Consider the following 23020-nt stretch of genomic DNA (forward strand, 5'->3'; position numbering starts at 1 on the left):
GGAACACCCAACGATTCCTGTCCGATGGGAGGATGACATGACCAATTCGACCACCCGCAAAACGCCATACGCCATCGCGCTCGCCGCAGGCCTTGCGATCGCAGCCGGCTCCAGCGCCATCGCGCAGGAGCGACCTGCTCTTACTGTCGCCGTCAACGAGCTGGCGCGCTCGCTCGACCCCGGCGAGCATACCGGCAATGTCGATACCCGCATCTACTACTCGATCTTCGATACGCTGATCCGGCGCGACTTCGCCAAGCCGAAAGCCGATGGCGGCGCCAATCTCGTTCCCGGCCTCGCCGAGAGCTGGTCCTGGACGACGCCGACCACCTTCGACCTGAAGCTGCGCCGCGGCGTCGTCTGCCATGACGGCAGCCCGTTCGACGCCAATGACGTGCTGGCGACCTTCTCGCCCGACCGGCTCTGGGGGCCGAAGGCTTATTACCCGGAAGGCCGCGTCTATTTCGGCAATTTCACCAATGTCGAGAAGCTCGACGACTTCAGCGTGCGGATCACCGTGGCGCAGCATGACCCGATCATGGAGCACCGCCTGTCGAGCTACATGTCCTTCACGATCTGCGACGAGCCCTGGAACGCCTTCCGCAAGGAGGGCGTCGATTCCAAGGTCTGGATGGACCAGGCCGCCAAGGCGCTACGCTGGAAGCCGGTCGGAACCGGTCCCTACAGCTTCGTCGACTACCAGAAGAACGACCGGATCACGCTAGCGGCCTTTGACCGCTATTTCGGCGGCCAGCCTGCGGCCAAGTCCATCACCTTCCGCTCGGTACCCGAGGTCGCGGCGCGCGTCGCCGGTCTCGTGGCGGGCGATTTCGACATCGCCGTCGAATTGCCGCCGGACCAGTGGGATGGCTTGAAGCGCTACAAGGACGTCTCGGTGAAGACCGAGCCGCTGGAGAACAGCCATGTCCTCCAGTTCAACACCAGCGATCCCGTGCTCTCCGACAAGAAGCTGCGCCACGCGATGAGCCTGTCGATCGACCGCAAGGCGCTGATCGACGCGCTCTGGAAGGGCCAGACCTATACACCCAATGGCCACCAGCTCCCGAGCTTCGGGCCGATCTATGTCAAGGAGAACAAGGGCTACGCCTATGATCCGGCGCTCGCCAAGAAGCTGCTGGCGGAGAGCAGCTACAAGGGCCAGGAGATCTCCTACCGGCTGATCCCGAACTACTACCTCTACAATGTCGAGGCGGCGCAGGTGATCCAGGAGATGTGGCGTGCGGTCGGCATCAATGCCCGCATCGACTTCGTCGACAGCTTCAAGGAGGTGCGCAAGCCGGGCGCCCAGGTCTTCGCCTGGTCGAACACCTATCGCGTGCCCGATCCCTCCGGCGCGATCCTGACGCTCTGGGGCCCCGCGAGCGAGAACCAGAAGACCTGGAAGCTCTATGGCGCGAGCGCGGCCTTCAACGAGGCCGCTAAGGAACTGACCGACGAGACCGACGAGGCCAAGCGCCGGGCGGCCTTCGCCAAGCTGCTCACGGCCTTTGAGGACGATATGCCGATGACCATGCTCTACAACCCCGTCACCGGCTATGGCGTGAAGAAGGGCATCAACTGGACGCCCTACAGCCAGTACTACATGGACTTCCGCCCCTCGAACTTCTCGCTGGCCACGAAGTGACGGGGAGCGAACGCAGGACCGGGTCTGAGGGGGGCAGCGAGCCGCTGCTCTCCGTCGAGGGCCTGACCGTCGGCTTCCGCACCACCAGGGGCTATGCCGACATCCTGCACGCGGTCTCCTTCGCGGTGCGGCCGGGCACGACGACCTGCATCGTCGGCGAGAGCGGCAGCGGCAAGAGCGTCTCCTGCCAGGCGGTGCTTGGCCTCCTGCCCGCGAACGGGCGCCGGACGGCCGGTCGCATCCTGTTCGAAGGGCGCGACCTCGCCGCCGCCAGCGAGGCCGAACTCGAAACGGTACGCGGCCGGGGCATCGGCATGGTGTTCCAGGACCCGCTGGGCTCGCTCAACCCACTGCATACGGTGGGCACGCAATTGCGCGAGACCTTGCGTCTGCACACCACGCTCTCCGAGCCGCAGCGGCAGGCCCGCGCGCTGGAACTCCTGCGTCTGGTCGGTATTCCCGAACCCGAGCAGCGCCTGGCATCCTACGTCCACCAGTTCTCCGGCGGCATGGCGCAGCGCGTGATGATCGCGATGGCGCTCGCCTGCGAGCCGCGCCTGCTGATCGCCGACGAGCCGACGACCGCGCTCGACGTGACCATCCAGGCGCAGATCCTCGATCTCCTGAACCAGCTCAAGGCCGAGCTCGGCATGGCGATCCTGTTCGTCACCCATGATCTCGGCGTCGTCGCGGAGATGGCGGATGATGTCGTGGTGATGCGCCATGGCCGCGTCGTCGAGGCCGGCCCGGCCGAGCGCCTCCTGAACGCGCCGGAAGCGCCCTACACTCAGGAGCTCCTCGCCGCGATGCCGTGCCTCGATGTCGCCGCACCGATCTATCGCGAGCGGGCCGTATCATGAGCGCCGCGACCGCCCCCCTGCTGCGCGTCTCGGGCTTACGCCGGCATTTCGGCGGCGGCCGTTCCTTCCTGCGGACGCAACGGACCATCCGCGCCGTCGAGGATGTCTCGCTGACCTTGCGGATCGGCGAGACGCTCGGGCTCGTCGGCGAATCCGGCTGCGGGAAATCCACCACCGGCCGCATGATCGTCGGGCTGGAACGGCCGAGCGGTGGCGAGATCTTGTTCAAGGGCCGCGATCTCACGAGCCTGACGCCGAAGGACTGGCAACGGCAGCGCCGCGATATCCAGATGATCTTCCAGAACCCGCAATCGGCGCTCGATCCGCGGCTCAGCATCGGCCGGCAGATCCGCGAGCCGCTCGACCTGCACGAGATCGGCGAGCGCAGCGGGCGCGATGCGGAAGTCCTGCGCCTGATGCAGGCGGTGGCGCTCGCGCCGGAGATGGCCGACCGCTTCCCACATCAGATAAGCGGCGGGCAGGCGCAGCGGGTCGTGATCGCGCGGGCGCTGGCAATGAAACCCAGCCTGATCGTCTGCGACGAGCCGGTCTCGGCGCTCGACGTCTCCGTGCAGGCGACGGTAACGGAGCTTTTGCAGGAGCTGCAGCAGCGCTTCGACATCGCCTATCTCTTCATCTCGCACGACCTGCGCGTGGTGAAGAAGCTCTCGCATCGCATCGCCGTGATGTATCTCGGCCAGATCGTCGAGGAAGGCCCGACCGACCCGGTCTACCGCCAGCCGATGCACCCCTACACGACGGCGCTGCTCGCCGCGATTCCGGACCTTTCCACCTCGCGCACCACCCGCACTGTGCGCCTGGCAGGCGATCCGCCCTCGCCGGCCAATCCGCCTTCGGGCTGCCATTTCCATACGCGCTGCCCCTATGCCCGCCCGCGCTGCTCGGCCGAGATGCCGGCTCTGCGCCCGATGGGCGAAGGCCGCAGCGTCCGCTGCCATTTTGCTGGTGAACTGGGAGTTGCGTCATGACCCGGCCGCTTGTCATCGCCCATCGCGGCCATTCCGCGCGTTACCCTGAGAACACGCTGGAAGCCTATCGCGCCGCGATCGCGTCGGGTGCCGATCTCGTCGAGACCGATGCGCGGCTCAGCGCCGACGGCGTCGTCATCGCCTCGCATGATCCCGATCTCACCCGGATCGCCGGCCGCGACGCCGCGATCGCGAAGACGTCTCATGAAGACCTCGAGGCCATCGCCCGCTCCGGTGGCGTGCAGCTCACGACGCTGGCCGAGGCACTCGCCGCGATCTGCCCGCACCGCCAGGCGCTGATCGACATCAAGACCGGGGATCTCGCCATCATCGACGCTGTGCTTAGCGTGATCAAGGAACTCGGCGTGCTCGACCGGGTCTGGATCGGCGCGCGGGAGGTGCTTCAGGTCGCGCATGCCACCCTCACGGTGCCGGGCATCCGCATGCTCGCCTTCCTGCCCGACAAGGCCAATCCGGATCACTACGCCGCCGCAGGCGCAAGTGCGTTCCGCATCTGGGAGGGGAACCTCGACGGCCCTGTCGCGGCGCGGCTGCTGGGGCGCGTGCCTGTCTGGATCACGGCCGGTGGCAACGGCACTGGCCGCATCGTCGGCGATGTCGATAGTGACGGCCTTAGCGCCATACTCACACATGCGCCGCAAGCCGTTCTGCTCAACAATCCCGACCTGTTGACGGGCTTGCAGAGCCGCATGGCCTCGTGATGCCGGGCCAGCTTTTCCTGACGAAGCTCGCACGCGGTCTGCTGACCGTGTGGCTGATCGTGACGCTGACCTTCGTCGCGCTCAATCTTTCGGGAGACCCGATCGAGGCGCTGGTCGGCGACCAGGCTCCCGCCGAGGTCATCGCGCATTACCGCGAGAAGTTCGGGCTCGACCGGCCGCTCTGGCAGCAATACGTCTCCTATGTCACCGGGATCGCGCAGGGCGATTTCGGCCTGTCACTCTCGGACCAGCGCCCGGCGCTCGAATTGATCGCCGCAGCATTGCCGCGCACGCTCAGGCTCGGGTTGACCGCCTTCGTGCTCGGCCTCCTCCTCGGCGTCGGGCTCGGCATCGTCGCCGCGCTCAACCGCAACCGGCCGATCGACCGCTTCGTCATGAGCTTCGCCGTGCTCGGCTTCAGCCTGCCGAACTTCTTTCTCGGCATCCTGCTGATCCTGCTGTTCTCGCTGCACTGGCGCCTGCTGCCGAGCTCGGGCGACGCGACGGTCTGGCACCTGATCCTACCGGCTGTAACGCTGGGCACGCACTTCGCCGGCACCTTCGCCCGTTTCACGCGCTCGGCCATGCTCGAGGTGCTGAACAAGCAGTATGTCGTCGCGGCCAGGGCCAAGGGCGTGCCGCGGCCGCGCCGCGTGCTCTGGCACGCGCTGCCCAATGCGGCGATCCCGATCATCACGATCATCGGCCTCAAGCTCGGCGACCTCGTTGCCGGCTCGATCATCGTCGAGACGGTGTTCGCGGTTCCCGGTGTCGGCCGGCTTCTCGTCAATGCGGTGACCTCGCGCGATTTCGCGCTGGTGCAGGCGATCCTGATCATGACCTCGATCACGATGGTGCTCGCCAATCTCGCGGTCGACGCGATCTACGCGCTGATCGATCCGCGCATGCGCGCCGCCCGCTCGGAGAGCTGAGATGGCGCTCACGACACTCTTCCGCCGGAAGGACGATGCGCCGGTGCGCGCCGAGGCACGCTATCCCGCCCTCGTCATCGCGGCGCTTGCCCTGCTCGGCCTGATCCTCGTGATCTTCCTCTTCGCCGACTGGCTGGCGCCTTACGACTACCGCACGCAATCACTGCTGAAGCGCCTGAAACCGCCGAGCTTTCTCGGCGGCCTGCCGGAGCATCTGCTGGGGACCGACGAGCTCGGGCGCGATGTCCTCAGCCGCCTGATCTACGCGATCCGCTTCAGCGTGCTCGTTGCGCTCGGCGGGACGCTGATCGGCGCCTTGATCGGCACGACGCTCGGCTTCATCGCCGCCCATTTCCGCGGGCTCACCGAGGAGGCGATCATGATGCTGGCCGACGTGCAGGCCTCGCTGCCCTTCATGATGATCGCGCTGGCGCTGATCGCCCTGTTCGGCGGCGGCTTCTTCCTCTTCGTCGCGATCATGGGCTTCTATGGCTGGGAGGTGTTCGCGCGGCTGACGCGCGGCGTCGTCATCGCCGCCAATACGCAGGGCTATGCGACGGCCGTGACGGCGCTGGGCGCGCCGGCCCGACATGTCTATCTCCGCCATGTCCTGCCGAACATCCTGAGCGTGCTGATCGTCCAGTTCACGCTGAACTTCCCGCAGGTGATCCTGCTGGAAACCTCACTCAGCTTCCTCGGGCTCGGCATCCGCCCGCCCCTGACCAGCCTCGGCCAGATGCTGGGCGCCGGCCGCGCCTATCTGACCAGTGCCTGGTGGATCGCGGTCCTGCCGGGCATGGCGATCTTCCTGACGACGATGTCGATCTCGATCGTCGGCGACTGGATTCGCGACCGGCTCGACCCGACACTGCAATCGCGCTGACTGGCTCCCATCAGGACAGATCGACCCGGCCGAGGACGCGTCGCGCAGCCGTTCGCAACGCACGTTGATCCTGATAGCCGACCGCCCTGACGATCTGGTGCGGTGATGCGCCGTCGCTCGCCATTGTCATGGCCCTGAGCACGCGCAGGCGCGAGCGCCAGTCACCGAAGCTCATCCCGGTCTCGGCCCGGAAGCCGCGCGTCAGCGTGCGCCGGCTCGCACCGGCATGCTCGGCCCAACCGTCGAGATCGACATCCAGCGCGGGGTCCTTGAGCAGCGCATCACAGATCCGTCGCAGGCGCGGATCGCGCGGCAAGGGCAGCGTCAAGGCGGTCTCCGGCGCCCGCGCGATCTCGTCGAGGATCAGCGCGGCGAGATGCCCGCCGCGCCCGGCTTCGTCATAGAGCAGCGGCTCGGCCGAGAGCGCCTCCAGCGCCGAAGCCAGCAGGGCCGAGACCTCCAGCACACGGCATCCTGTCGGCAGGACGCCGACCGCCTCGGGCGCGATATAGGCCGAGCACATCGAGACCGCGCCATGCATCCTGACCTCGTGGGAGAGACCGGGCGGAATCCAGAGCGCGTGCCGGGCTGGCAGGACCCAGGTGCCGTCCTCGGCCCGCACCAGGGTCAGGCCGGCGGTGGCATAGAGCAGTTGCGCGCGCGGGTGACTGTGCCAGCCCGTGCTCGCGCCGGCCTGGTAGCTCTTCGGCATCACGGCGACGGCCCGCGGTACCGTCTGATAGGCTTCGCTCTCGCTGCGCATCGCCTGCACTCTCTGGCCCGATCGCGTCGAATAACGACCCGACAGGCCTAACGGGTCAAGCTAGGATCACGCATCATTGCCGCGAGATCACCCATGAGTCCCGAGACCCTGTCGAAACGCACCCTTCTTTTCGTCAACGCGGCCCATGCGCTCGATCACTTCGTGCTGCTGATCTATCCGACGGCGGTGATCGCCATCGCGGCGCAGACGAACCTCAGCTATGCCGAGCTGATCGGCCTCGCCACCGGCGCCTTCGTCGCCTTCGGGCTGTGCTCCTTGCCGATGGGCTGGCTCTCGGACAGGTTCGGCCGGCGCAACATGCTCGCCGTGTTCTTCATCGGCTATGGCCTGTCCTGCCTCGGCGTTGCCAGCGCGGACCGGCCCGCCGCCTTCGCCGGCTGGCTGCTCGTGCTCGGCGTGGCATCGGCGATCTATCACCCGGTCGGCTCGACCATGCTGGTCAGCCATGCCCGCCAGCTCGGCCGCGATCTCGGCGTCAACGCCGTCTGGGGCAATCTCGGCGCCGCCTCGGCCGCCGGCGTCACCGCGCTCATCGCCGCGCAATTCGGCTGGCGCTTCGCCTTCATCCTGCCGGGCCTCGTCTGCCTCGTTCTCGGCGCCGCCTTCATCGCGCTCGTGCCCGGCGACGGAAACCCGTCCGCCAACCGCGCCGGCAAGGCCGAGCTTATTCCGGTCAACCGGCCGGTCGCGCTGCTCGTCGTCTTCGCCGTCGCGATCATCGCGGGCGGCATGACCTTCAACATCACCACGATCGCGCTGCCGAAAGTCATCGACGAACGGCTCGGCCTCGATCTGCCTCTGGCACTGATCGGCTCGCTGGCGACGCTGGTCTTCGTCTTCGGCGCCGCCACGCAATGGCTGATGGGCCGGCTGGTCGACCGCTTCACGCTGCCCACCCTGTTCGTCGGGCTCGCGCTGTTCCAGCCGCTCGGGCTCGCGCTCGCGGCGACGACGTCCGGCGCGCCACTGCTGATCGGCCTCGTCATGACCATGGCCGCGATCTACGGGCAGGTCGTCGTCAACGACGCGATGGTCGCCCGCTACGTGCCGGCGCAGCACCGCGCCAAGGCCTTCAGCGTGCGCTATTTCCTCGGCTTCACGGTCAGCGGCTTCGTCGTGCCGATGCTGGCCCTGCTGCATGCGCAAGGCGGGTTCGGGCTGGTGCTGGCCGGCGCCACCGTCTTCGGCCTGATCGTCTGGTGCGCCTCGCTGGCGTTCTTCTTCCTGGCGCAGGCCGCGCCGGCGGCGAAAACCGCTGCCGCGGAGCCGTAAGCTTCAGGCCGGGGACGCGGACAGCCCCGTCAGCCCACGCGGACCCGCTCCCACTCGGCCAGAGCGAGCAGGAGATGGTAGAGCACCCGCACCGGGATGACGGTCTGCCTGGGCGTTCCGTCCCTCGCGAGCTGGTTGAACCAGAGCCCCGTCTCGGGCGCGACGAACCAGCGGAACAGGCTGGCGAGATGCTTGTCGAGACGCTCGGCCGCATCGGCATCGCCCAGCAACTCGATCCGGGCGAGGAAGGCCTTGATCGCCTCGGTCTGAGGCCAGAGCAGCTTGGTCGGCGCCGTGACATTGCCGGAGCGGTCGACCATGTCGAAGGCGGCGAGCGGGCCTGCCTGGCCATCGTCGAAGCCGTGCCGGATCGCGAAGCCGTAGAGCCGCTCCGCCAGATCGCGCGCTTCGGTGTCGCCCGTCAGGCGCCAGTGATGCAGCAGCAGCCAGGTCCATTCGAGGTGATGGCCGGGCTCGCAGACCATGCCGGCCGCGCCGGGAGCCTGTTTCCAGTCATCGGTGAAATACTCGCCGAGCGTGTCGGTCCCGGCATCGACCAGATGCTCGCGCGCAAGCCGGACGATCGCATTGGCATGGTCGAGCCAACGTTGCTCGCCGGTCGCCTCCGCGAGTGCGTGAAATGCTTCGAGCAGGTGCATATGGGGGTTCTGCCGCCGCGGCAGCGTTCCCAGCGTATCCTCGGCGAAGCCGCCCTGCGGATGCGCCATCTCGCCTTCGATGAAGCCGATCACCTCGTTTGCGATCGCGAGCGCCTGATCGTCCCGCGTCGCGCGATAATACCAGGCCATGGCGAAGAGGACGAAGGCGAGGTCGTAGAGATCGGTCCGGGCATCCACCGGTGTGCCGTCCTCACGGACGGAGTGAAGGAAGCGCCTTCGCCCACCCTCCCGGCAGGCGTCACGCAGGAAGGCGAAACCATGGCGTGCAGCCGCGAGTGCACCTCCCTGCGGGTCGAGCAGATGGGCATGACTGAAGACATAGGTCAGCCGGGCGGTGACGAGCGCCGTTCTGATCGGGCCGGGTTCGCGATCCGGATCGGCCGGATCGAAGAGTTCGACGAAGCCAGCGTGGCCGGGCCGGACCGCACGGCCGATCCAGCCGGGGACAAGGGTTTCCCTGAGCCATCCCTTCGAAGGCAAGCCGGCGGCGGTTTCCAGGGCTTCTTCACGCTTCATCAGACGATATCCTCGAAGAGGAAGGCTGGACCGAGAGCAACGCTTCCCGGCATTCGCAGCGTCACCGGGGCTTCGAGCGGATAGCCACAGCCGAGGCCGGCGTCCACATCGCCCGGCGCAGAGCGCTATGGCGCGCCCCGGCCGACGACTTCCCGCATGGCGATAAAGCTATGGTACTCCGCGACGTTCGGATCGTCATGGAAGACTTCGCGAGTGAAAGCGGCGTAGGCGGCCATGCTCTCGACCTGCAGGTGGAGCACGAAGTCAGCACCGCCCGTCACATAAGAGGCCTGCTTGACCTCGGGCCGTGCCTGAAGCTTGCGGGCGAAATCGCCATAGGTGCGCGAGCCCTGGATGATCGAGACGGTGACATGCACCGTCACCGGCACGCCCATGACTTCCGGGCTGACGATCGAGACATCGGCCGTGATGACCTTTTCGGCGCGCAGGCGCCGGAGCCGCCGCAGCACGGCGCTCTGGGACAGGCCGACGCGTTCGGCCAGTACCCGCGCGGGCGTCTGATTATCGGCCTGCACCTCTCTCAGCAGGGCGTAATCGAACTTGTCGAGATCGACTGCTTTAGCCATCAAGCACTCTACAATTGGCGAATTTGATCACTCGATAGCAAAAATGGGCGACTATCGCCAAGCGCTTGCCGGCATGATCTGGTCAACGCGCCGAACTCGTCGGCAGCCATGAATCGGGGAAGCAGACCATGAACGCGGCGAAGTGGACCAAGAGAAGCCTTGCCGCGCAGGCCATGGGCAAGATCGACCCGACCACCAAGGGCGTCGTGCCGCCGATCCATATCTCGACGACCTATATCCGCGACGAGGATAACGGCTACTCGACCGGCTTCATCTATGGCCGGCCGGACAACGAGACGGTGCACGAGGCGCAGGCCGTGCTCGCCATGCTCGAGGAGGCCAAGGCCGGCGCGCTGCTGTTCGGCTCGGGGATGGCAGCCGCCACCGCCGTGTTCCAGGCGCTCTCGCCCGGCGACCATGTCGTCGCTTCCAAGGTGATGTACTGGGCGCTCAGGGCCTGGCTGCTCACCGAGGCGACGCGCTGGGGCATCAAGGTCGATTTCGTCGAGACCGACGACCTCGCCGCGCTGAAGGCCGCCGTGAAGCCGGGCGCGACCAAGCTCGTCTGGATCGAGACGCCGTCGAACCCGCTCTGGACGATCACCGACATTGCCGGTGCTGCGGAGATTGCCCATGCAGCCGGCGCCAAGCTCGCCGTCGATTCGACCTGCGCCTCGCCGGTCCATACCCGCCCGCTGACGCTCGGCGCCGACATCGTCATGCACGCCGCGACGAAGGTTCTGAACGGCCATTCCGACGTGGTCGCCGGCGCGCTCTGCGCTCGCGAGGACGACGAGTTCTGGAACCGCATCAAGACGGTGCGCAAGGGCCAGGGCGGCATCCTCGGCCCGTTCGAGGCCTATCTGCTGATGCGCGGCATGCGTACCTTGCACGTCCGGCAGGAGCGGCAGGCCGCGTCTGCAATGGCGCTGGCGCAGCGACTCTCGGCGCATCCGCTGGTGGCCCGCGTGCTCTATCCCGGCCTGCCGCAGCATCCCGGCCACGACATCGCGGCGCGGCAGATGGAGAACGGCTTCGGCTTCATGCTGTCGGTGCAGGTGACCGGCGGCGAGGCGGCGGCCATTGCCACGGCAGCTCATGTCGAACTGTACAAGAGGGCGACCTCGCTCGGCGGCGTCGAGAGCCTGATCGAGCATCGCGCCTCGATCGAGGGCGCCGGCTCGCCCTGCCCGACCGACCTGCTGCGTCTCTCGACCGGCATCGAGGATATCGACGACCTCTATGCCGATCTCGACCAGGCTCTGAAGGCCGGACATCGCGCGTAAGGCTTTTGCCATGACCGTGACAGGCTCCGCCCCCATGCCGGCCAGTCAGACGGTCGGCAAACTCCTCCTCATGGTCACGGCCCTGGGTTGGGGCCTCAACTGGTCAGTGCTGAAATTCGTCCTGCAGGACTGGCCCCCGCTCTTCGCGCGGGGGACGGCCGGCCTCATCGGCGCGCTGTGCCTCGCCCTGCTCGCAATCGCTCGCGGCGACAGCCTTGCCGTGCCAAGGGAAGCCCGTGCGCCTCTCGTCGTGGCGGCTGCGATCAACGTCTTCGCCTGGATGGGTTTCACCGCGCTGGCGCTGAATTGGCTCAAGGTCTCGGAAGGGGCACTGATCGCCTATTCGATGCCGATCTGGGCGATGATGCTCGCCTGGCCTTTGCTCGGAGCCCGCCCGACACGGCGCAGCCTGGTGGCGCTGGGCCTGAGCGTCACCGGTATGGTCGTTCTGATGGGCGGGCCTGACTTCTCGGCGGCCAAGCTTCCCGGCGTGCTGTTCGCCTTTGCGGCGGCCGTTCTGTTCGCCCTCGGCACGGTCAAGGCGAGGAAGCCCCTCGCCATGCCGGGTCCGGCTGTCGCCGCTTGGCAGGTCGGCCTCGGCTGCCTGCCGATGGTGGGATTGAGCCTCATGCTGGAGCAGCCGCATATCGCATCGCTGTCGATGCAGGGAGCCATGGGGTTGGCCTACATGGCCATCGGCCCGATGGCGCTCTGCTATCTCACCTGGTTCGGTGCGCTCAGGCGCCTGCCGACCGCCGTCGCGGCCACCAGCATGCTGATCGTGCCCGTGGTGGGAACGCTGACCGCCGTGCCTCTGCTGGGCGAAACGCTGGGGGCTCGGGAATTGCTCGCGATCGTGCTGACCATCGGCGGTGTCGCCCTCGCTCTTCGGCAATAATCCTCGCCGCAGGGCCTCACCCGGCAGGGGTAGGTCGCAGCCGCCGCCCCGCCCGCGCCGGCGGGCGATACCTTGCCGACACGCCATTTGTGCGGGCAGCGAGCGCCACCGATGCCGCCGCCTTGGAGAGCCCGGGAAATTTCCTTAAACTGCGTCTTGCAGATATTTTAAGCTTGAAACATTATGGTCTGCGCGAGCCAAAGAAATCCAAGGGAACGGGGCCGCGCTTCAACTTCGCCCGGGAGAGCATCGATGACGGCATTCAGGTTCGGTCTGGCACTCGGTTGCGGCGCGCTGGCGCTGTCCATCGCGTCCGCACAGGCACAGGAGCCGATCAAGATCGGCGTGGTCAGCGTGCTGACCGGCCCGGCCGCCTCGCTGGGGCAGCAGGTCCGCGACGGCTTCCAGCTCGCGGTCGACAAGAACGGCGGCAAGCTCGGCGGCGTGCCGGTCAAGATCACGGTGATCGACGACGAGCTGAAGCCCGATGTCGCGGTCGAGCGTGTGCGCTCGTTCGTCGAGAGCGAGAAGCCGGCCTTCGTCGTCGGCCCGGTCTTCTCCAACATCCTCGGCGCGATCGCCAAGCCGGTGCTCGATTCCGGCGCCTTCCTGATCAGCCCGAATGCCGGCCCCTCGACCATGGCCGGCAAGGCCTGCAACAAGAACTTCTTCGTCACCTCCTACCAGAACGATCAGGTGCACGAGGTCCTCGGCAAATACGCGCAGGACCAGAACTACAAGAAGGCCTATATCATCGCGCCGAACTACCAGGCCGGTAAGGACTCGCTCGCCGGCTTCAAGCGCTACTTCAAGGGCGAGATCGTCGACGAGGTCTATGCGCCGCTGAACGCGATGGATTTCTCGGCCGACCTCGCCAAGATCGCCTCGTCCAAGCCCGATGTCGTCTTCGCCTTCCTGCCCGGCGGGCTCGGCGTCAACTTCGTCAAGCAGTGGTCGCAGGCCGGCCTGCAGGGCAAGATCCCCTTCCTCTCCGCCTTCACGGTCGATGAATCGACCCTGCCGGCGCAGCAGGACGCCGCGGTCGGCCTCTATGGCGGCATGACCTGGGCGCCCAACATGGACAACGCGCAGACGAAGGACTTCGTCAAAGCCTATGAGGCGGCCTACAAGATCGTGCCCGGCTCCTATGCCCAGCAGTCCTACGATGCGGCCATGCTGATCGATTCCGCCGTGAAGGCGGCGGGCGGCACCGGCAATGCCGACAAGCTGCGCGACGCCATCAAGAAGGCCGACTTCACCTCGCTGCGCGGCAAGTTCAAGTTCAACACCAACGGCTACCCGATCCAGGACTTCTACCTCGTCAAGGTCGCCAAGCGCGCCGACGGCAAGTTCCAGACCGAGATCGCCCAGAAGGTGTTTTCGGACTACGCCGACCCGCACGCCAAGGATTGCGCGCTGAAGTAAGGGCGCCTCGGCGCCATGTCCGCCGCCGTCATCCCGGACAAGCCGCGAAGCGGCGCTGATCCGGGATCCATCGCAGGGCGATGCGCCCTATGATGGATTCCGGGCCTTCGCGTCGCTACGCCCGGAATGACGGTCGAGCCTGATCGCGACGGCAGAGCGAGCCACCGATCCCATGACCCTCAGCCTCCTGATCGTCCAGCTCCTGAACGGGCTCCAGTTCGGCGTCCTGCTGTTCCTGGTCGCGGCCGGGCTGACGCTGGTCTTCGGCGTGATGGATTTCATCAACCTAGCCCACGGCGTCCAGTACATGCTGGGCGCCTATCTCGCCGTCACCTTCGTCAGCCTGACCGGCTCGTTCCTGCTGGGGCTGGTGCTCGCGCTCGCCGCCGCGCTGCTGCTGGGGCTCGCCCTCGAATTCCTGGTCTTCCGGCATCTCTATGAACGCGACCATCTCGATCAGGTGCTCGCCACCTTCGGCCTGATCCTGCTGCTCAACCAGGCGGTGAAGATGATCTGGGGCGCCGCTCCGCTCTCGGTGCCGGTGCCGGAATTCCTGTCCGGCAATGTCCGGCTGATGGACGGCATCCTCTACCCCGTCTACCGCTTCGCCCTGATCGCAGCGGGCCTCGGCGTCGGCGCGCTGCTCTGGTTCGTCGTCGAGAAGACGCGCACCGGCATGCTGCTCAGGGCCGGCGCCTCGAATGCGCCGATGGTCTCGGCGCTCGGCGTCGATATCCGCAAGCTGTTCATGATCGTCTTCGCCTTCGGCACCATGCTCGCCGGTTTCGCCGGGGCGATGGCAGCGCCGATCCTCTCGGTCGAGCCCGGCATGGGCGACACCGTGCTGATCCTCGCCTTCGTCGTCATCGTCGTCGGCGGCATCGGCTCGATCCGCGGCGCCTTCGTCGGCGCGCTGATCGTCGGGCTCGTCGATACGCTCGGCCGCTCTTTCATGAACGACCTGCTCCGGCTGTTCATGGCGCCGGCCTCGGCACGCGCGACAGGCGCCGCGCTTTCCTCGATGCTGATCTATCTGGTCATGGCGGCGGTTCTGTTCGTCCGGCCGGAAGGTCTGCTCCCGGCCAAGGGGCGCTCGTGAGCATGGCGAGCGCTCCTCCGAATTCCGCCGCAGCCGCGGCGAGGCCTCCGGCGCCGACAGTGCGCCGGCTCGCGCCGCTCATCATCTTCGCCTTGCTGGCCCTGTTGCCGCTCGCCTCCATGCTCGGCCTGCCCGGACATTGGCTGACGCTGGTGACGCGGGCGATGATCTTCGCGATCGCGGCGCTCTCGCTCGACCTCGTCCTCGGTATCGGCGGCCTCGTCTCCTTCGGCCATGCCGCCTTCATCGGCATCGGCGCCTATGGCACAGGTATCCTGATCAGCGAGGGCCAGACCGAGATTCTGGTGGCACTGCCGATCACCCTCTTCGCCTGCGCCATCTTCGCGGCGGTCACCGGCTATGTCTCGCTGCGCACGCGCGGCGTCGCCTTCATCATGATCACGCTGGCCTTCGGGCAGATGGCTTTCTATTTCGCCCAAGCGCTCTCGGCCTATGGCGGCGATGACGGCTTGACCCTCTACGAAAAGAGCACGCTCTTCGGGCGCGAGATCTTCGCCAACCGGACCGGCTTCTACTACGCCGCGCTCGGCACGCTCGCGGTGTGTTACTGGCTGGCGCGACGGCTCGTCGCCTCGCGCTTCGGCCGCGTGCTACGGGCGGCGCGGGAGAATGCCGTGCGCGTCACCGTCACCGGCTATGACGTCAACCGTGTCCGGCTCGGCGCCTATGTGGTCAGTGGCATGATGGCGGGTCTGTCGGGCTTCCTCCTCGCCAACCAGACCGATTTCGTCAGTCCGGCATATATGTCCTGGTCGCGCTCGGGCGAATTGATCTTCATGGTCGTGCTCGGCGGCGTCGGCTCGCTCTATGGCGCGATCCTCGGCGCACTCGCCTTCCTCGTCACCGAGGATCTGCTCTCCAGCCTGACCCAGAACTGGAAGGTCATCTTCGGGCCCCTGATCGTGCTCTTCGTGCTGTTCACCCATGGCGGCATCGCCGGGCTCGTCAGCAAGCTGAGGGGGCGCCGCGATGGCTGAGCCGGCGCTCGCACTCAAGAGCCTCGCCAAGTCGTTCGGCGCGCTCAAGGTCACCAACGGGGTCGACCTCACCATCGCGCCGGGCGAACTGCACGCGCTGATCGGTCCCAACGGAGCCGGCAAGACCACGCTGGTCCACCAGATCTCCGGGACGCTGAAGCCGGATTCCGGCGCGATCCTGTTCGGCGGCCAGGACATCACCCGCCTGCCGCCGCAGGCGCGGGCACGGGCCGGGCTCGCGCGCACCTTCCAGATCACCTCGACCATCGCCTCGCTCTCGGCGCTGGAGAATGTCGCTCTCGGCGTGCAGGCACATAGCGCCCATCCGCTCTCGCTGTTCCGTGACGCCGCGAGCGACGCGGCGCTCAACGCGCCCGCCTGGGAGGCGCTGGAGGCGGTCGGCCTGACCGAGCGCGCCCATGCGCCGGCCGGCAGCCTCTCGCATGGCGAGAAGCGCGCGCTGGAAATCGCGATGGCGCTGACCCTGCAGCCCAAGCTCATCCTGCTCGACGAGCCCTTGGCCGGCGTCGGCCACGAGGAGGGCGAGCGCCTGATCGCGCTGCTGAACAGCCTCAAAGGCCGCTTCGCCATGCTCCTGGTCGAGCACGACATGAGCGCGGTCTTCGCGCTGGCCGATCGCGTCACCGTGCTGGTCTATGGCGGTGTCATCGCTTCGGGCGCGCCGGCTGCGGTCCGGGCCGATCCGGCGGTACGGCAAGCCTATCTCGGCGAGGAGGGATGAGATGGCGGCTCGTTGCATCACCCTTGTCATTCTGAGGCTTCGCGCAGCGAAGAACCCGGAACCCACGACCGGGCCGGCCCTTCCCATTGCCGCAGAAGCGTCGAACCCAGTCGTGGGTTCCGGGTTCGCTGCGCGCCCCGGAATGACAAAGGCGGAGTGCTCGTCATGCTGAGCGTCGAAGGGCTCGATGCCGGCTATGGCGAGGCGCAGATCCTGTTCGGGGTCGACCTCACTGTGGGCGAAGGCGAGGTCGTGACCCTGCTCGGCCGCAATGGCATGGGCAAGACCACGACGGTGCGCTCGATCATGGGCCTGCTGCCGGCAAAGGCGGGGAAGATCGCCTTCGGCGGGCGCGATCTCACTGGCGCCGCGCCCTTCCGCATCGCGCAGGCCGGGATCGGCCTCGTGCCGGAAGGCCGCCAGATCTTCCCGACGCTCTCGGTCGAGGAAAACCTGATCGCGACAGCGGCGGACCGCTCCGGCAAGAAGCGCTGGGATCTGGAGCGCATCTACGCCTTCTTCCCGCGCCTCAGGGAGAGGCGGGAGAATCGCGGCAACCAGCTCTCCGGCGGCGAGCAGCAGATGCTGGCGATCGGCCGGGCGCTGATGACCAATCCGAAACTGATCATCCTCGACGAGGCGACGGAGGGGCTCGCCCCCCTGATCCGCGAGGAGATCTGGAACTGCCTGACGGCCCTGAAGGCGGAGGGCGAATCGATCCTCGTCATCGACAAGAATGTCGACGCGCTGGTCCGGATCGCCGACCGTCATGTCGTGCTGGAGAAAGGGCGCGTCGTCTGGCGCGGCTCCAGCGCGGAACTGCGCAGCGACAGCGCTGTGAAGGATCGCTTCCTCCATTTCTAGCCGATCACACCACCGCCATCCGGCCCGCACGCCGGCAGATGAGGAGAGCCAAGACGATGAATCCGCTGACAGCCGGCGTGACGCGCGCCAATGAGGGCCTGGAAGGCATTTCCTGGAGCATCCTCGGCCAGACCTATGTGCCGAAAACGCTGACGGAGGAGAGCTTCTCCTGGCACGCGACCCTGCCCCCCGGAACCTTCGTGCCGCCGCATATCCACACGACGCAGGACGAGTTCATCTACATGCTGGAGGGCCGGCTCGACCTGCTGCTCGACGGCAAGGAGAGTTTCGCCACCGCCGGCGACCTGATCAAGCTGCCGCGCAACATCCCGCACGGCCTGTTCAACAAGGGCGACGTGACGGTGAAGTGCCTGTTCTGGGTCTCGCCAACCGCCCGCCTCTACGACCTGTTCTGGGGCCTGCACTCCATGGCCGAGCAGAAGCCGGCCGATGTCGTCGCGCTCTCGGCCAAGCACGAGGTCGATTTCCTGCCGCCCCCGCCTGATGCGGGTTGAGGGCAAGGCGCTCCAACGCTTGCTTGCGGAACCAAGCCGTCATGCTCGCCCTTGTGGCGAGCATCCATGTCTTGAACACAGCACTGGATCGACGAAGACGTGGATGGTCGGGACAAGCCCGACCATGACGGGACTGCAGCGGTCTTGTCCGCGGATTCTGAGGCCACCGCTTTGCGGCGCTCCGAAATGACGGCGCCGCTGGTGCGTTATTTCCGCCCCGCCAACTGCTCGGCCGAGAAGCCCGCCTTGCCGGCATAGCCCTTGACGATCTGCTCGCGGCTGGCGTGGTCGAGCACCTTCTCGATATCGTCGAAGCCCTGCGGGGCCAGCGCCTCCACCGCATCGATGACCCGCTCCGGCCCGCCGACCCGGTTCATCGCCACGACCTCTGCCGTCGCCGGCAGGCGCTGCGCCTCATAGGCCGCCAGCGCCTGGCGCGGATGCTCGGCTTTCGCCAGCCCGTCGGCGAGGCAGCGTGCGTCGAGGATCGCCTGCGAGGCGCCGTTGGAGCCGACCGGATACATCGGGTGGGCGGCATCGCCGAGCAGCGTGACGCGGCCATGGGTCCAGCGCGGCAGCGGGTCTCGGTCGCACATCGGGTATTCCCAGAAGGTCCCGGTCGCCCGGATCAACGCGAGGATATCGACACCCGGCACGCTGAAGCGGCGCGCGAAAGGCAGGACGTCCTCGAGCCGCCCGGCTTTCGACCAGGCCTCCTTCGGCGGCGGCCTTTCGGGGTCACCGGTGCGGATATTGACGACCCAGTTGGTGAGGCGCGTCTGCGGCGTCGCACCCTGCCCGATCGGATAGAGCACCAGCTTGCCGGCCATGCCGCCAGCGATGATCATACTCTCGCCATCGAGGAAGGCGGGCCAGTCGCAGGCGCCGCGCCACATCTGCACGCCCTGCCAGCGCGGCGATCCCTGGTTCGGGAAGTAGTGAGCACGGACGGCCGAGTGAATGCCGTCGGCGCCGATCAGAATATCGCCGCGCGTGGTCTCGCCGGCCCCGCCGAAGCGGGTATCGCTGAAATGCGCGGTGACACCGCCCTCGTCCTGGATGAAGCCCTGCAGCCGGCGGCCGGTGCGGATCGCATCCTGACCCAGCCGCTCAGCCACCGCATCGCGAATGACGCACTGGAGCCGGCCGCGATGGATCGAGAATTGCGGCACCGGCGCGCCCGCATGCAGGCCGCGCGGCTCGCTCCACACCGTCTGCCCGAAGCGATTCATGTAGTGCAGTTCACGCGTGCGGATGCCGGCCTCGTCGAGCGCGGGCAAAAGGCCGAGCTCGGCCAATTCGCGAATGGCATGCGGCAAGGTATTGATGCCGACGCCGACCTCGCGGATCTCGCCGGACTGCTCGTAGACGGTCGCGCCGATGCCACGGGCATGGAGCATCAAGGCCAGCGTCAACCCGCCGATACCGCCGCCGACAATGATGACCCGCATGACGTCGCCCCTCAGCGATCTGAATATTTTAAGTTTGAAATATCTCGACTCGCCTTGTCAATCGCACTTGTGTGATGAGGGCCGGCGCTCAGGTTGACCTGCCTCCAGCACGGTCGGCAATCGGCGGGAAACGGAGATTTCGATGGGCTTTGCAACGCTTTGACATTTGATCGCCGAAGCCGGCAACCGCCATCACCTCGGATGCACTGCGCACGTGCAATCCGGCCGGCCGGGCGGTTCCGATCATCGAGTTCAGCGGCTCAGGGTTATCTCACGGATAGATCGGCGGCCGCGCGCGCAGTCCTGCCAATAACTCCTTCGGCGGGAACGAGTTCGATTCCTTTCACGTACACGGAATAGCCCCGAGTTTCGTAGACACCATCGGGCTGCATCTCGTGCTGTCGTTCGAACCAACCCATACAGCAGCGCAGCGACGGACCTGACCGCTATCGCGCCTGTCCCTCCGCGGCGAGGCATGCGAGCGCCTGCAGCGCCATAACGCGCTCTTCGTTCGCCTTGATCACGATGACCTCGAATGTCCCGAGAAAGCGCAGGCGTTCGACGATCGCATCGCGTATGGGAGCCGCGTGCTCGCCGATGCCGCCTGTGAAGACGAGCGCGTCGATCCCGCCGATGGCGGCGGCCATGGATGCCGTGAACTGCGCAACCTTGAGCGCGAAATGGTCGAGCGCGAAGCGGGCGCGCGGGTCGTCGCTTTTCAGCAGCGTCTCGACGTCGTTGGAGAGGCCCGACAATCCCAGCAGACCCGAGCGTTCATAGAGCGCATCCGAGACCTCCTGCGCGTTCATGCCCAGGCTCTGGAACATGTAGAGCACGGCCCCTGCATCGAGCGCGCCGCAGCGCGTGCCCATCGGCAGGCCATCGAGCGCCGTCATTCCCATGGTCGTGTCGATGCTGCGCCCGCCCTGGATGGCGCAGAGGCTCGCGCCATTGCCGAGATGGGCCGCGACGACACGGCCCGCATGGAGATGCGGATGCTGCTCGGCCAGCACCATCTCCAGCCATTGATAGGACAGGCCATGGAAGCCATAGCGACGGATGCCCTTGTCGCGCAGCCCCTGCTCGAGTGCGAAATGATGGGTGAGAGGGTCGTGCCGGGCGTGGAAGGCTGTATCGAAACAGGCGATGTTCGGCACGTCGCCCATCAGGCGCCGGGCGGCGGTCACCGCGGCCAGGTTATGGGGCTGGTGCAGTGGCGCCAGCGGCGAAAGCGCCTCCAGTGCCGCGAAGACCTCGGGGGTGACCACGACCGGATCGACAAAGCGTTCGCCGCCATGGACGATGCGATGAACGACCGCCTTCATCCGCCAGGCATCGTCGTGGCGGTCGACGAAGGCGAGGACGGCCGCAAGAGCCGTGTCATGGTCGCAGGCCGGCGGCAGCGCGATACGCTCCCGGGTGCCGTCCGCGAGGCTCGCGTCCATGACGGGTTCCGGCTCGCCAAGACGCACGGCCTTGCCGCGCGCGAGAACGTCGAGATCGCCGACGCGAAAGACCTGGAACTTGAGGCTGGACGAGCCGGCGTTGAGGACGAGGACGGTGTCGATCACTTGATCCGTCCCGTGCGGCGCGCTTCCGCCAGGAGAACGGCCAGCGCACAGGAGAGCAGGCGCGCGCGCAGATTGTCGGCGCGGCTCGTCAGGATGATCGGCACGCGTGCGCCGAGCACGATTCCCGCAGCATCGGCGCCGCTCAGGAAGGTCAATTGCTTCGCCAGCATGTTGCCGGCCTCGATCTCCGGCACGAGCAGGATATCGGCATGGCCGGCTACGGCCGAGGTGATGCCTTTCTCCTTCGCCGCCGCGGCGCTGATCGCATTGTCGAAGGCAAGCGGTCCGTCGACGATGGCGCCGGTGATCTGGCCGCGATCGGCCATCTTGGAAAGAGCAGCGGCGTCGAGCGTTGCCGCCATATGAGGATTGACGGTTTCGACGGCGGCCAGCACCGCGACCTTCGGCAATTCGTCGATGCCGTTCAGCACGACATGCCAGAGATTGACGGCGTTCTGGACGATATCGGCCTTCGTCATGAGATCGGGGGCGATGTTGACCGCAGCGTCGGTGATGATGAAGGGCTTGGGATAGCTCTCGATATGCATCACGAAGGCGTGCGAGATGCGCCGCTCGGTCCGCAATCCGGAATCGGCCCGGACGACCGCGCCCAGAAGCTCGTCGGAATGGAGCGAACCTTTCATCAGCGCGTCGAGTTCGCCCGCGGCGGCCAGCGAGACGGCCTTCGCCGCGGCTTCGTGGCTGTGCTCGGTATCGACGATCTCCCAGAGAGAGATGTCGATGCCGGCCTCCTCTGCGGCAGCGCGAATGCGGCCGGCCGGGCCGATCAGGACAGGCGCGATCAGCTGCTCGCTGACGGCATCGGCCACCGCCTCGATCACATTGGCCTTGACGGGGTGCACCACCCCGGTCCGCACGGCCGGAAGAGCCTCGCAACGGCCGAGCGCGAGCCGAAAATACTCGGAGGAGGTCAGCGTCGTCATGGCGTCTCTCTAGCTTTGCGCGACGAGCCAGCGGGCGATGCCGGGCCAGAACCAGGGCAGGCTGAGTTCCGCGGGGCGGTCAGCATCGGCCTTCGGAGTGGGGTTCGTCTTCTCGCGGGCGGTCATGTCGAGCGGAGCCTCCTCCCGTCAGGTCGGAACACTAGGAAGCCGACAGGGCGATGACAATCGACCGGCCGCTTCCGCTCCCGCGGCAAAACCGCCCTCACGCGAAGATCACTTTCCGGAATCGGGCGAGCGCGAAGGCGAAATAGGCTGCGCCGATCGCGATGATCTTGGCGATCTCGGGCCAGACCACGTCGAGGCCGGCGCCGCGGTAGAGCACGCCCTGCGAGAAGGCGACGAAATGCGGCGTCGGCGAAAATATCCGCATGATCCATTGCAGCCAGAGCGGCATGCTCTCCATCGGGGTCGTTGCGCCGGACAGAAGCTGCGTCACCACGAAGACCGGGATCGCGAGCAGACCGAACTGCCCCATCGTCGTCGCCAGCGTGCCGAGCAAGATGCCGAGCGCGGCGACGGCAAAAGCATAGATCGCCGTCCCCAGCACGAAGAGCAGGAGCGAGCCGGCGATCGGCACGCCGAGCGTCCATTCGACGACGAGCACCAGCGAGGCCACCGCTGCAACGAGGATGACCAGGGCGTTCGCCACCATCTTCGCGAGCATGATCTCGACCGGTGTGACCGGCATCACCAGGAGATGCTCGACCGTGCCCTGCTCGCGCTCCCGGATCAGGGCCGCGCCGGTCAGGATGATGGTCAGCAGGGTGACGTTGTTGAGCACCTGCATCACCGAGCTGAACCAGCCGGAGTCGAGATTGGGGTTGAAACGCGCCCGCACAACGAGATTGATCGGCAACGCCGTCGCGGTCTCGCGCCCGGCCTGCCGGTTCGCGATCTCCTGCGCGATGATCTGCTGGATATAGACCGCGCCATTGCCGGCCTGGGTCATCGCGGTGGCGTCGATATTGAGCTGCAGCGCCGTCTGCCGTCGGGCCAACAGGTCCGCCTGAAACTTGGGCGGGATCTCGAGCACGAAGACGAGCCGGCCGGAATTCATCTCGGCATCGATCTCCGAGGCGGCGATGCGCTTCGAGACCTTGAACAGGGGCGGACCGAAGGCACCGAGCAGCGAGCGCGAGAACTCCGACTGGTCCTCGTCGACGATCCCGATGGTGAGGTCGCGCGCCTCCAGCTTCACGCCGGTCGCGACCGTGTAGACGGCGATGCTGAAGGTATAGACCACCAGCACCAGCATGATCGGATCGGCACGCAGGCTGCGCAGCTCCTTCACGACGAGGCGCAGGATGTTCTGGAGGTGGATGACGAGCGCGGCCAT

22 protein-coding genes are annotated in these 23020 nt (G+C 66.8%); 15 read left to right on the forward strand and 7 right to left on the reverse strand.

Annotated features, from left to right (window positions below):
• Positions 1–37: 37 nt before the first annotated feature.
• From AC6RIC_RS25135 to AC6RIC_RS25160, 6 genes are read left to right on the forward strand one after another with little or no spacing between them, the layout of a single operon-like run.
• Complete coding sequence (locus AC6RIC_RS25135) at positions 38–1645, forward strand: ABC transporter substrate-binding protein (RefSeq protein ID WP_499734397.1); 1608 nt, start codon at positions 38–40, stop codon at positions 1643–1645.
• A complete protein-coding gene (locus AC6RIC_RS25140; RefSeq protein ID WP_499734398.1) occupies positions 1642–2505 on the forward strand; it encodes an ATP-binding cassette domain-containing protein in 864 nt (287 codons plus the stop codon). Before AC6RIC_RS25135 ends, AC6RIC_RS25140 begins: the two co-directional genes overlap by 4 nt.
• A complete protein-coding gene (locus AC6RIC_RS25145) occupies positions 2502–3494 on the forward strand; it encodes an ABC transporter ATP-binding protein (RefSeq protein WP_499734399.1) in 993 nt (330 codons plus the stop codon). The genes AC6RIC_RS25140 and AC6RIC_RS25145 overlap by 4 nt, the downstream gene beginning before the upstream one ends.
• Positions 3491–4216 (forward strand): glycerophosphodiester phosphodiesterase, encoded by a 726-nt coding sequence (locus AC6RIC_RS25150; RefSeq protein ID WP_499734400.1) that lies wholly within the window; start codon positions 3491–3493, stop codon positions 4214–4216. The genes AC6RIC_RS25145 and AC6RIC_RS25150 overlap by 4 nt, the downstream gene beginning before the upstream one ends.
• Positions 4216–5148: an ABC transporter permease gene (locus AC6RIC_RS25155; protein ID WP_499734401.1), complete on the forward strand. Its 933-nt coding sequence runs from the start codon at positions 4216–4218 to the stop codon at positions 5146–5148. Before AC6RIC_RS25150 ends, AC6RIC_RS25155 begins: the two co-directional genes overlap by 1 nt.
• Position 5149: 1 nt before the next feature.
• Complete coding sequence (locus tag AC6RIC_RS25160; RefSeq protein WP_499734402.1) at positions 5150–6031, forward strand: ABC transporter permease; 882 nt, start codon at positions 5150–5152, stop codon at positions 6029–6031.
• Between the two features lie 10 nt (positions 6032–6041).
• Here the strand turns inward: AC6RIC_RS25160 and AC6RIC_RS25165 are convergent, their stop codons facing one another.
• On the reverse strand, positions 6042–6794 hold the full coding sequence (locus AC6RIC_RS25165) for an AraC family ligand binding domain-containing protein (protein WP_499734403.1): 753 nt from the start codon (positions 6792–6794) through the stop codon (positions 6042–6044).
• 93 nt (positions 6795–6887) lie between these two features.
• On the opposite strand from AC6RIC_RS25165, the gene AC6RIC_RS25170 reads away from it, so the two are divergent.
• Positions 6888–8087, forward strand: a complete 1200-nt coding sequence (locus tag AC6RIC_RS25170) for an MFS transporter (protein WP_499734404.1) — start codon at positions 6888–6890, stop codon at positions 8085–8087.
• A gap of 29 nt (positions 8088–8116) precedes the next feature.
• Here AC6RIC_RS25170 and AC6RIC_RS25175 read toward each other — a convergent pair whose 3' ends face one another.
• Both AC6RIC_RS25175 and AC6RIC_RS25180 read right to left on the reverse strand, forming a co-directional pair.
• The gene (locus AC6RIC_RS25175; protein WP_499734405.1) at positions 8117–9283 is read right to left on the reverse strand and encodes an AGE family epimerase/isomerase; all 1167 of its coding nucleotides are present in this window, start codon (positions 9281–9283) and stop codon (positions 8117–8119) included.
• A 125-nt stretch (positions 9284–9408) separates the two neighbouring features.
• The gene (locus AC6RIC_RS25180) at positions 9409–9870 is read right to left on the reverse strand and encodes an Lrp/AsnC family transcriptional regulator (protein ID WP_454658684.1); all 462 of its coding nucleotides are present in this window, start codon (positions 9868–9870) and stop codon (positions 9409–9411) included.
• Positions 9871–9998: 128 nt separating this feature from the next.
• On the opposite strand from AC6RIC_RS25180, the gene AC6RIC_RS25185 reads away from it, so the two are divergent.
• The 8 genes from AC6RIC_RS25185 (at position 9999) to AC6RIC_RS25220 (ending at position 17697) form a co-directional block, all read left to right on the forward strand.
• Positions 9999–11156, forward strand: a complete 1158-nt coding sequence (locus tag AC6RIC_RS25185; RefSeq protein ID WP_499734406.1) for a trans-sulfuration enzyme family protein — start codon at positions 9999–10001, stop codon at positions 11154–11156.
• Positions 11157–11166: 10 nt separating this feature from the next.
• Entirely contained in the window at positions 11167–12054 is an 888-nt protein-coding gene (locus tag AC6RIC_RS25190; protein ID WP_454658686.1) for a DMT family transporter, read from the forward strand.
• A 252-nt stretch (positions 12055–12306) separates the two neighbouring features.
• Positions 12307–13479, forward strand: a complete 1173-nt coding sequence (locus AC6RIC_RS25195; protein ID WP_499734407.1) for an ABC transporter substrate-binding protein — start codon at positions 12307–12309, stop codon at positions 13477–13479.
• A 172-nt stretch (positions 13480–13651) separates the two neighbouring features.
• Positions 13652–14578 carry a branched-chain amino acid ABC transporter permease gene (locus tag AC6RIC_RS25200; RefSeq protein WP_454658688.1) on the forward strand — a complete coding sequence of 309 codons (927 nt, stop codon included), beginning with the start codon at positions 13652–13654 and terminating at the stop codon, positions 14576–14578.
• Positions 14579–14580: 2 nt separating this feature from the next.
• Entirely contained in the window at positions 14581–15576 is a 996-nt protein-coding gene (locus AC6RIC_RS25205) for a branched-chain amino acid ABC transporter permease (protein WP_499734408.1), read from the forward strand.
• Positions 15569–16318 (forward strand): ABC transporter ATP-binding protein, encoded by a 750-nt coding sequence (locus tag AC6RIC_RS25210; RefSeq protein WP_499734409.1) that lies wholly within the window; start codon positions 15569–15571, stop codon positions 16316–16318. Before AC6RIC_RS25205 ends, AC6RIC_RS25210 begins: the two co-directional genes overlap by 8 nt.
• Before the next feature lie 165 nt (positions 16319–16483).
• The gene (locus AC6RIC_RS25215; protein WP_499734410.1) at positions 16484–17182 is read left to right on the forward strand and encodes an ABC transporter ATP-binding protein; all 699 of its coding nucleotides are present in this window, start codon (positions 16484–16486) and stop codon (positions 17180–17182) included.
• Between the two features lie 56 nt (positions 17183–17238).
• Positions 17239–17697 carry a cupin domain-containing protein gene (locus AC6RIC_RS25220; RefSeq protein ID WP_454658692.1) on the forward strand — a complete coding sequence of 153 codons (459 nt, stop codon included), beginning with the start codon at positions 17239–17241 and terminating at the stop codon, positions 17695–17697.
• 206 nt (positions 17698–17903) lie between these two features.
• On the opposite strand, the gene AC6RIC_RS25225 is transcribed toward AC6RIC_RS25220, so the two are convergent.
• From AC6RIC_RS25225 to AC6RIC_RS25240, 4 genes are all read right to left on the reverse strand, one after another.
• A complete protein-coding gene (locus AC6RIC_RS25225) occupies positions 17904–19148 on the reverse strand; it encodes a flavin-dependent oxidoreductase (protein ID WP_499734411.1) in 1245 nt (414 codons plus the stop codon).
• A 446-nt stretch (positions 19149–19594) separates the two neighbouring features.
• Positions 19595–20719 carry an acetate/propionate family kinase gene (locus AC6RIC_RS25230; protein ID WP_499734412.1) on the reverse strand — a complete coding sequence of 375 codons (1125 nt, stop codon included), beginning with the start codon at positions 20717–20719 and terminating at the stop codon, positions 19595–19597.
• Entirely contained in the window at positions 20716–21663 is a 948-nt protein-coding gene (locus AC6RIC_RS25235) for a bifunctional enoyl-CoA hydratase/phosphate acetyltransferase (RefSeq protein WP_454658695.1), read from the reverse strand. Before AC6RIC_RS25235 ends, AC6RIC_RS25230 begins: the two co-directional genes overlap by 4 nt.
• Positions 21664–21886: 223 nt before the next feature.
• Entirely contained in the window at positions 21887–23020 is a 1134-nt protein-coding gene (locus AC6RIC_RS25240; RefSeq protein ID WP_499734413.1) for an ABC transporter permease, read from the reverse strand.

This window comes from Allobosea sp. TBD101, from assembly GCF_059817965.1.

Coding starts and splice junctions, on each gene's coding strand:
- AC6RIC_RS25135 (WP_499734397.1), top strand. CDS start 38: ATGACCAATTCGACCACCCGCAAAACGCCATACGCCATCGCGCTCGCC.
- AC6RIC_RS25145 (WP_499734399.1), top strand. CDS start 2,502: ATGAGCGCCGCGACCGCCCCCCTGCTGCGCGTCTCGGGCTTACGCCGG.
- AC6RIC_RS25150 (WP_499734400.1), top strand. CDS start 3,491: ATGACCCGGCCGCTTGTCATCGCCCATCGCGGCCATTCCGCGCGTTAC.
- AC6RIC_RS25155 (WP_499734401.1), top strand. CDS start 4,216: ATGCCGGGCCAGCTTTTCCTGACGAAGCTCGCACGCGGTCTGCTGACC.
- AC6RIC_RS25160 (WP_499734402.1), top strand. CDS start 5,150: ATGGCGCTCACGACACTCTTCCGCCGGAAGGACGATGCGCCGGTGCGC.
- AC6RIC_RS25165 (WP_499734403.1), bottom strand. CDS start 6,794: ATGCGCAGCGAGAGCGAAGCCTATCAGACGGTACCGCGGGCCGTCGCC.
- AC6RIC_RS25170 (WP_499734404.1), top strand. CDS start 6,888: ATGAGTCCCGAGACCCTGTCGAAACGCACCCTTCTTTTCGTCAACGCG.
- AC6RIC_RS25175 (WP_499734405.1), bottom strand. CDS start 9,283: ATGAAGCGTGAAGAAGCCCTGGAAACCGCCGCCGGCTTGCCTTCGAAG.
- AC6RIC_RS25180 (WP_454658684.1), bottom strand. CDS start 9,870: ATGGCTAAAGCAGTCGATCTCGACAAGTTCGATTACGCCCTGCTGAGA.
- AC6RIC_RS25185 (WP_499734406.1), top strand. CDS start 9,999: ATGAACGCGGCGAAGTGGACCAAGAGAAGCCTTGCCGCGCAGGCCATG.
- AC6RIC_RS25190 (WP_454658686.1), top strand. CDS start 11,167: ATGACCGTGACAGGCTCCGCCCCCATGCCGGCCAGTCAGACGGTCGGC.
- AC6RIC_RS25195 (WP_499734407.1), top strand. CDS start 12,307: ATGACGGCATTCAGGTTCGGTCTGGCACTCGGTTGCGGCGCGCTGGCG.
- AC6RIC_RS25200 (WP_454658688.1), top strand. CDS start 13,652: ATGACCCTCAGCCTCCTGATCGTCCAGCTCCTGAACGGGCTCCAGTTC.
- AC6RIC_RS25205 (WP_499734408.1), top strand. CDS start 14,581: ATGGCGAGCGCTCCTCCGAATTCCGCCGCAGCCGCGGCGAGGCCTCCG.
- AC6RIC_RS25210 (WP_499734409.1), top strand. CDS start 15,569: ATGGCTGAGCCGGCGCTCGCACTCAAGAGCCTCGCCAAGTCGTTCGGC.
- AC6RIC_RS25215 (WP_499734410.1), top strand. CDS start 16,484: ATGCTGAGCGTCGAAGGGCTCGATGCCGGCTATGGCGAGGCGCAGATC.
- AC6RIC_RS25220 (WP_454658692.1), top strand. CDS start 17,239: ATGAATCCGCTGACAGCCGGCGTGACGCGCGCCAATGAGGGCCTGGAA.
- AC6RIC_RS25225 (WP_499734411.1), bottom strand. CDS start 19,148: ATGCGGGTCATCATTGTCGGCGGCGGTATCGGCGGGTTGACGCTGGCC.
- AC6RIC_RS25235 (WP_454658695.1), bottom strand. CDS start 21,663: ATGACGACGCTGACCTCCTCCGAGTATTTTCGGCTCGCGCTCGGCCGT.
- AC6RIC_RS25240 (WP_499734413.1), bottom strand. CDS start 23,020: ATGGCCGCGCTCGTCATCCACCTCCAGAACATCCTGCGCCTCGTCGTG.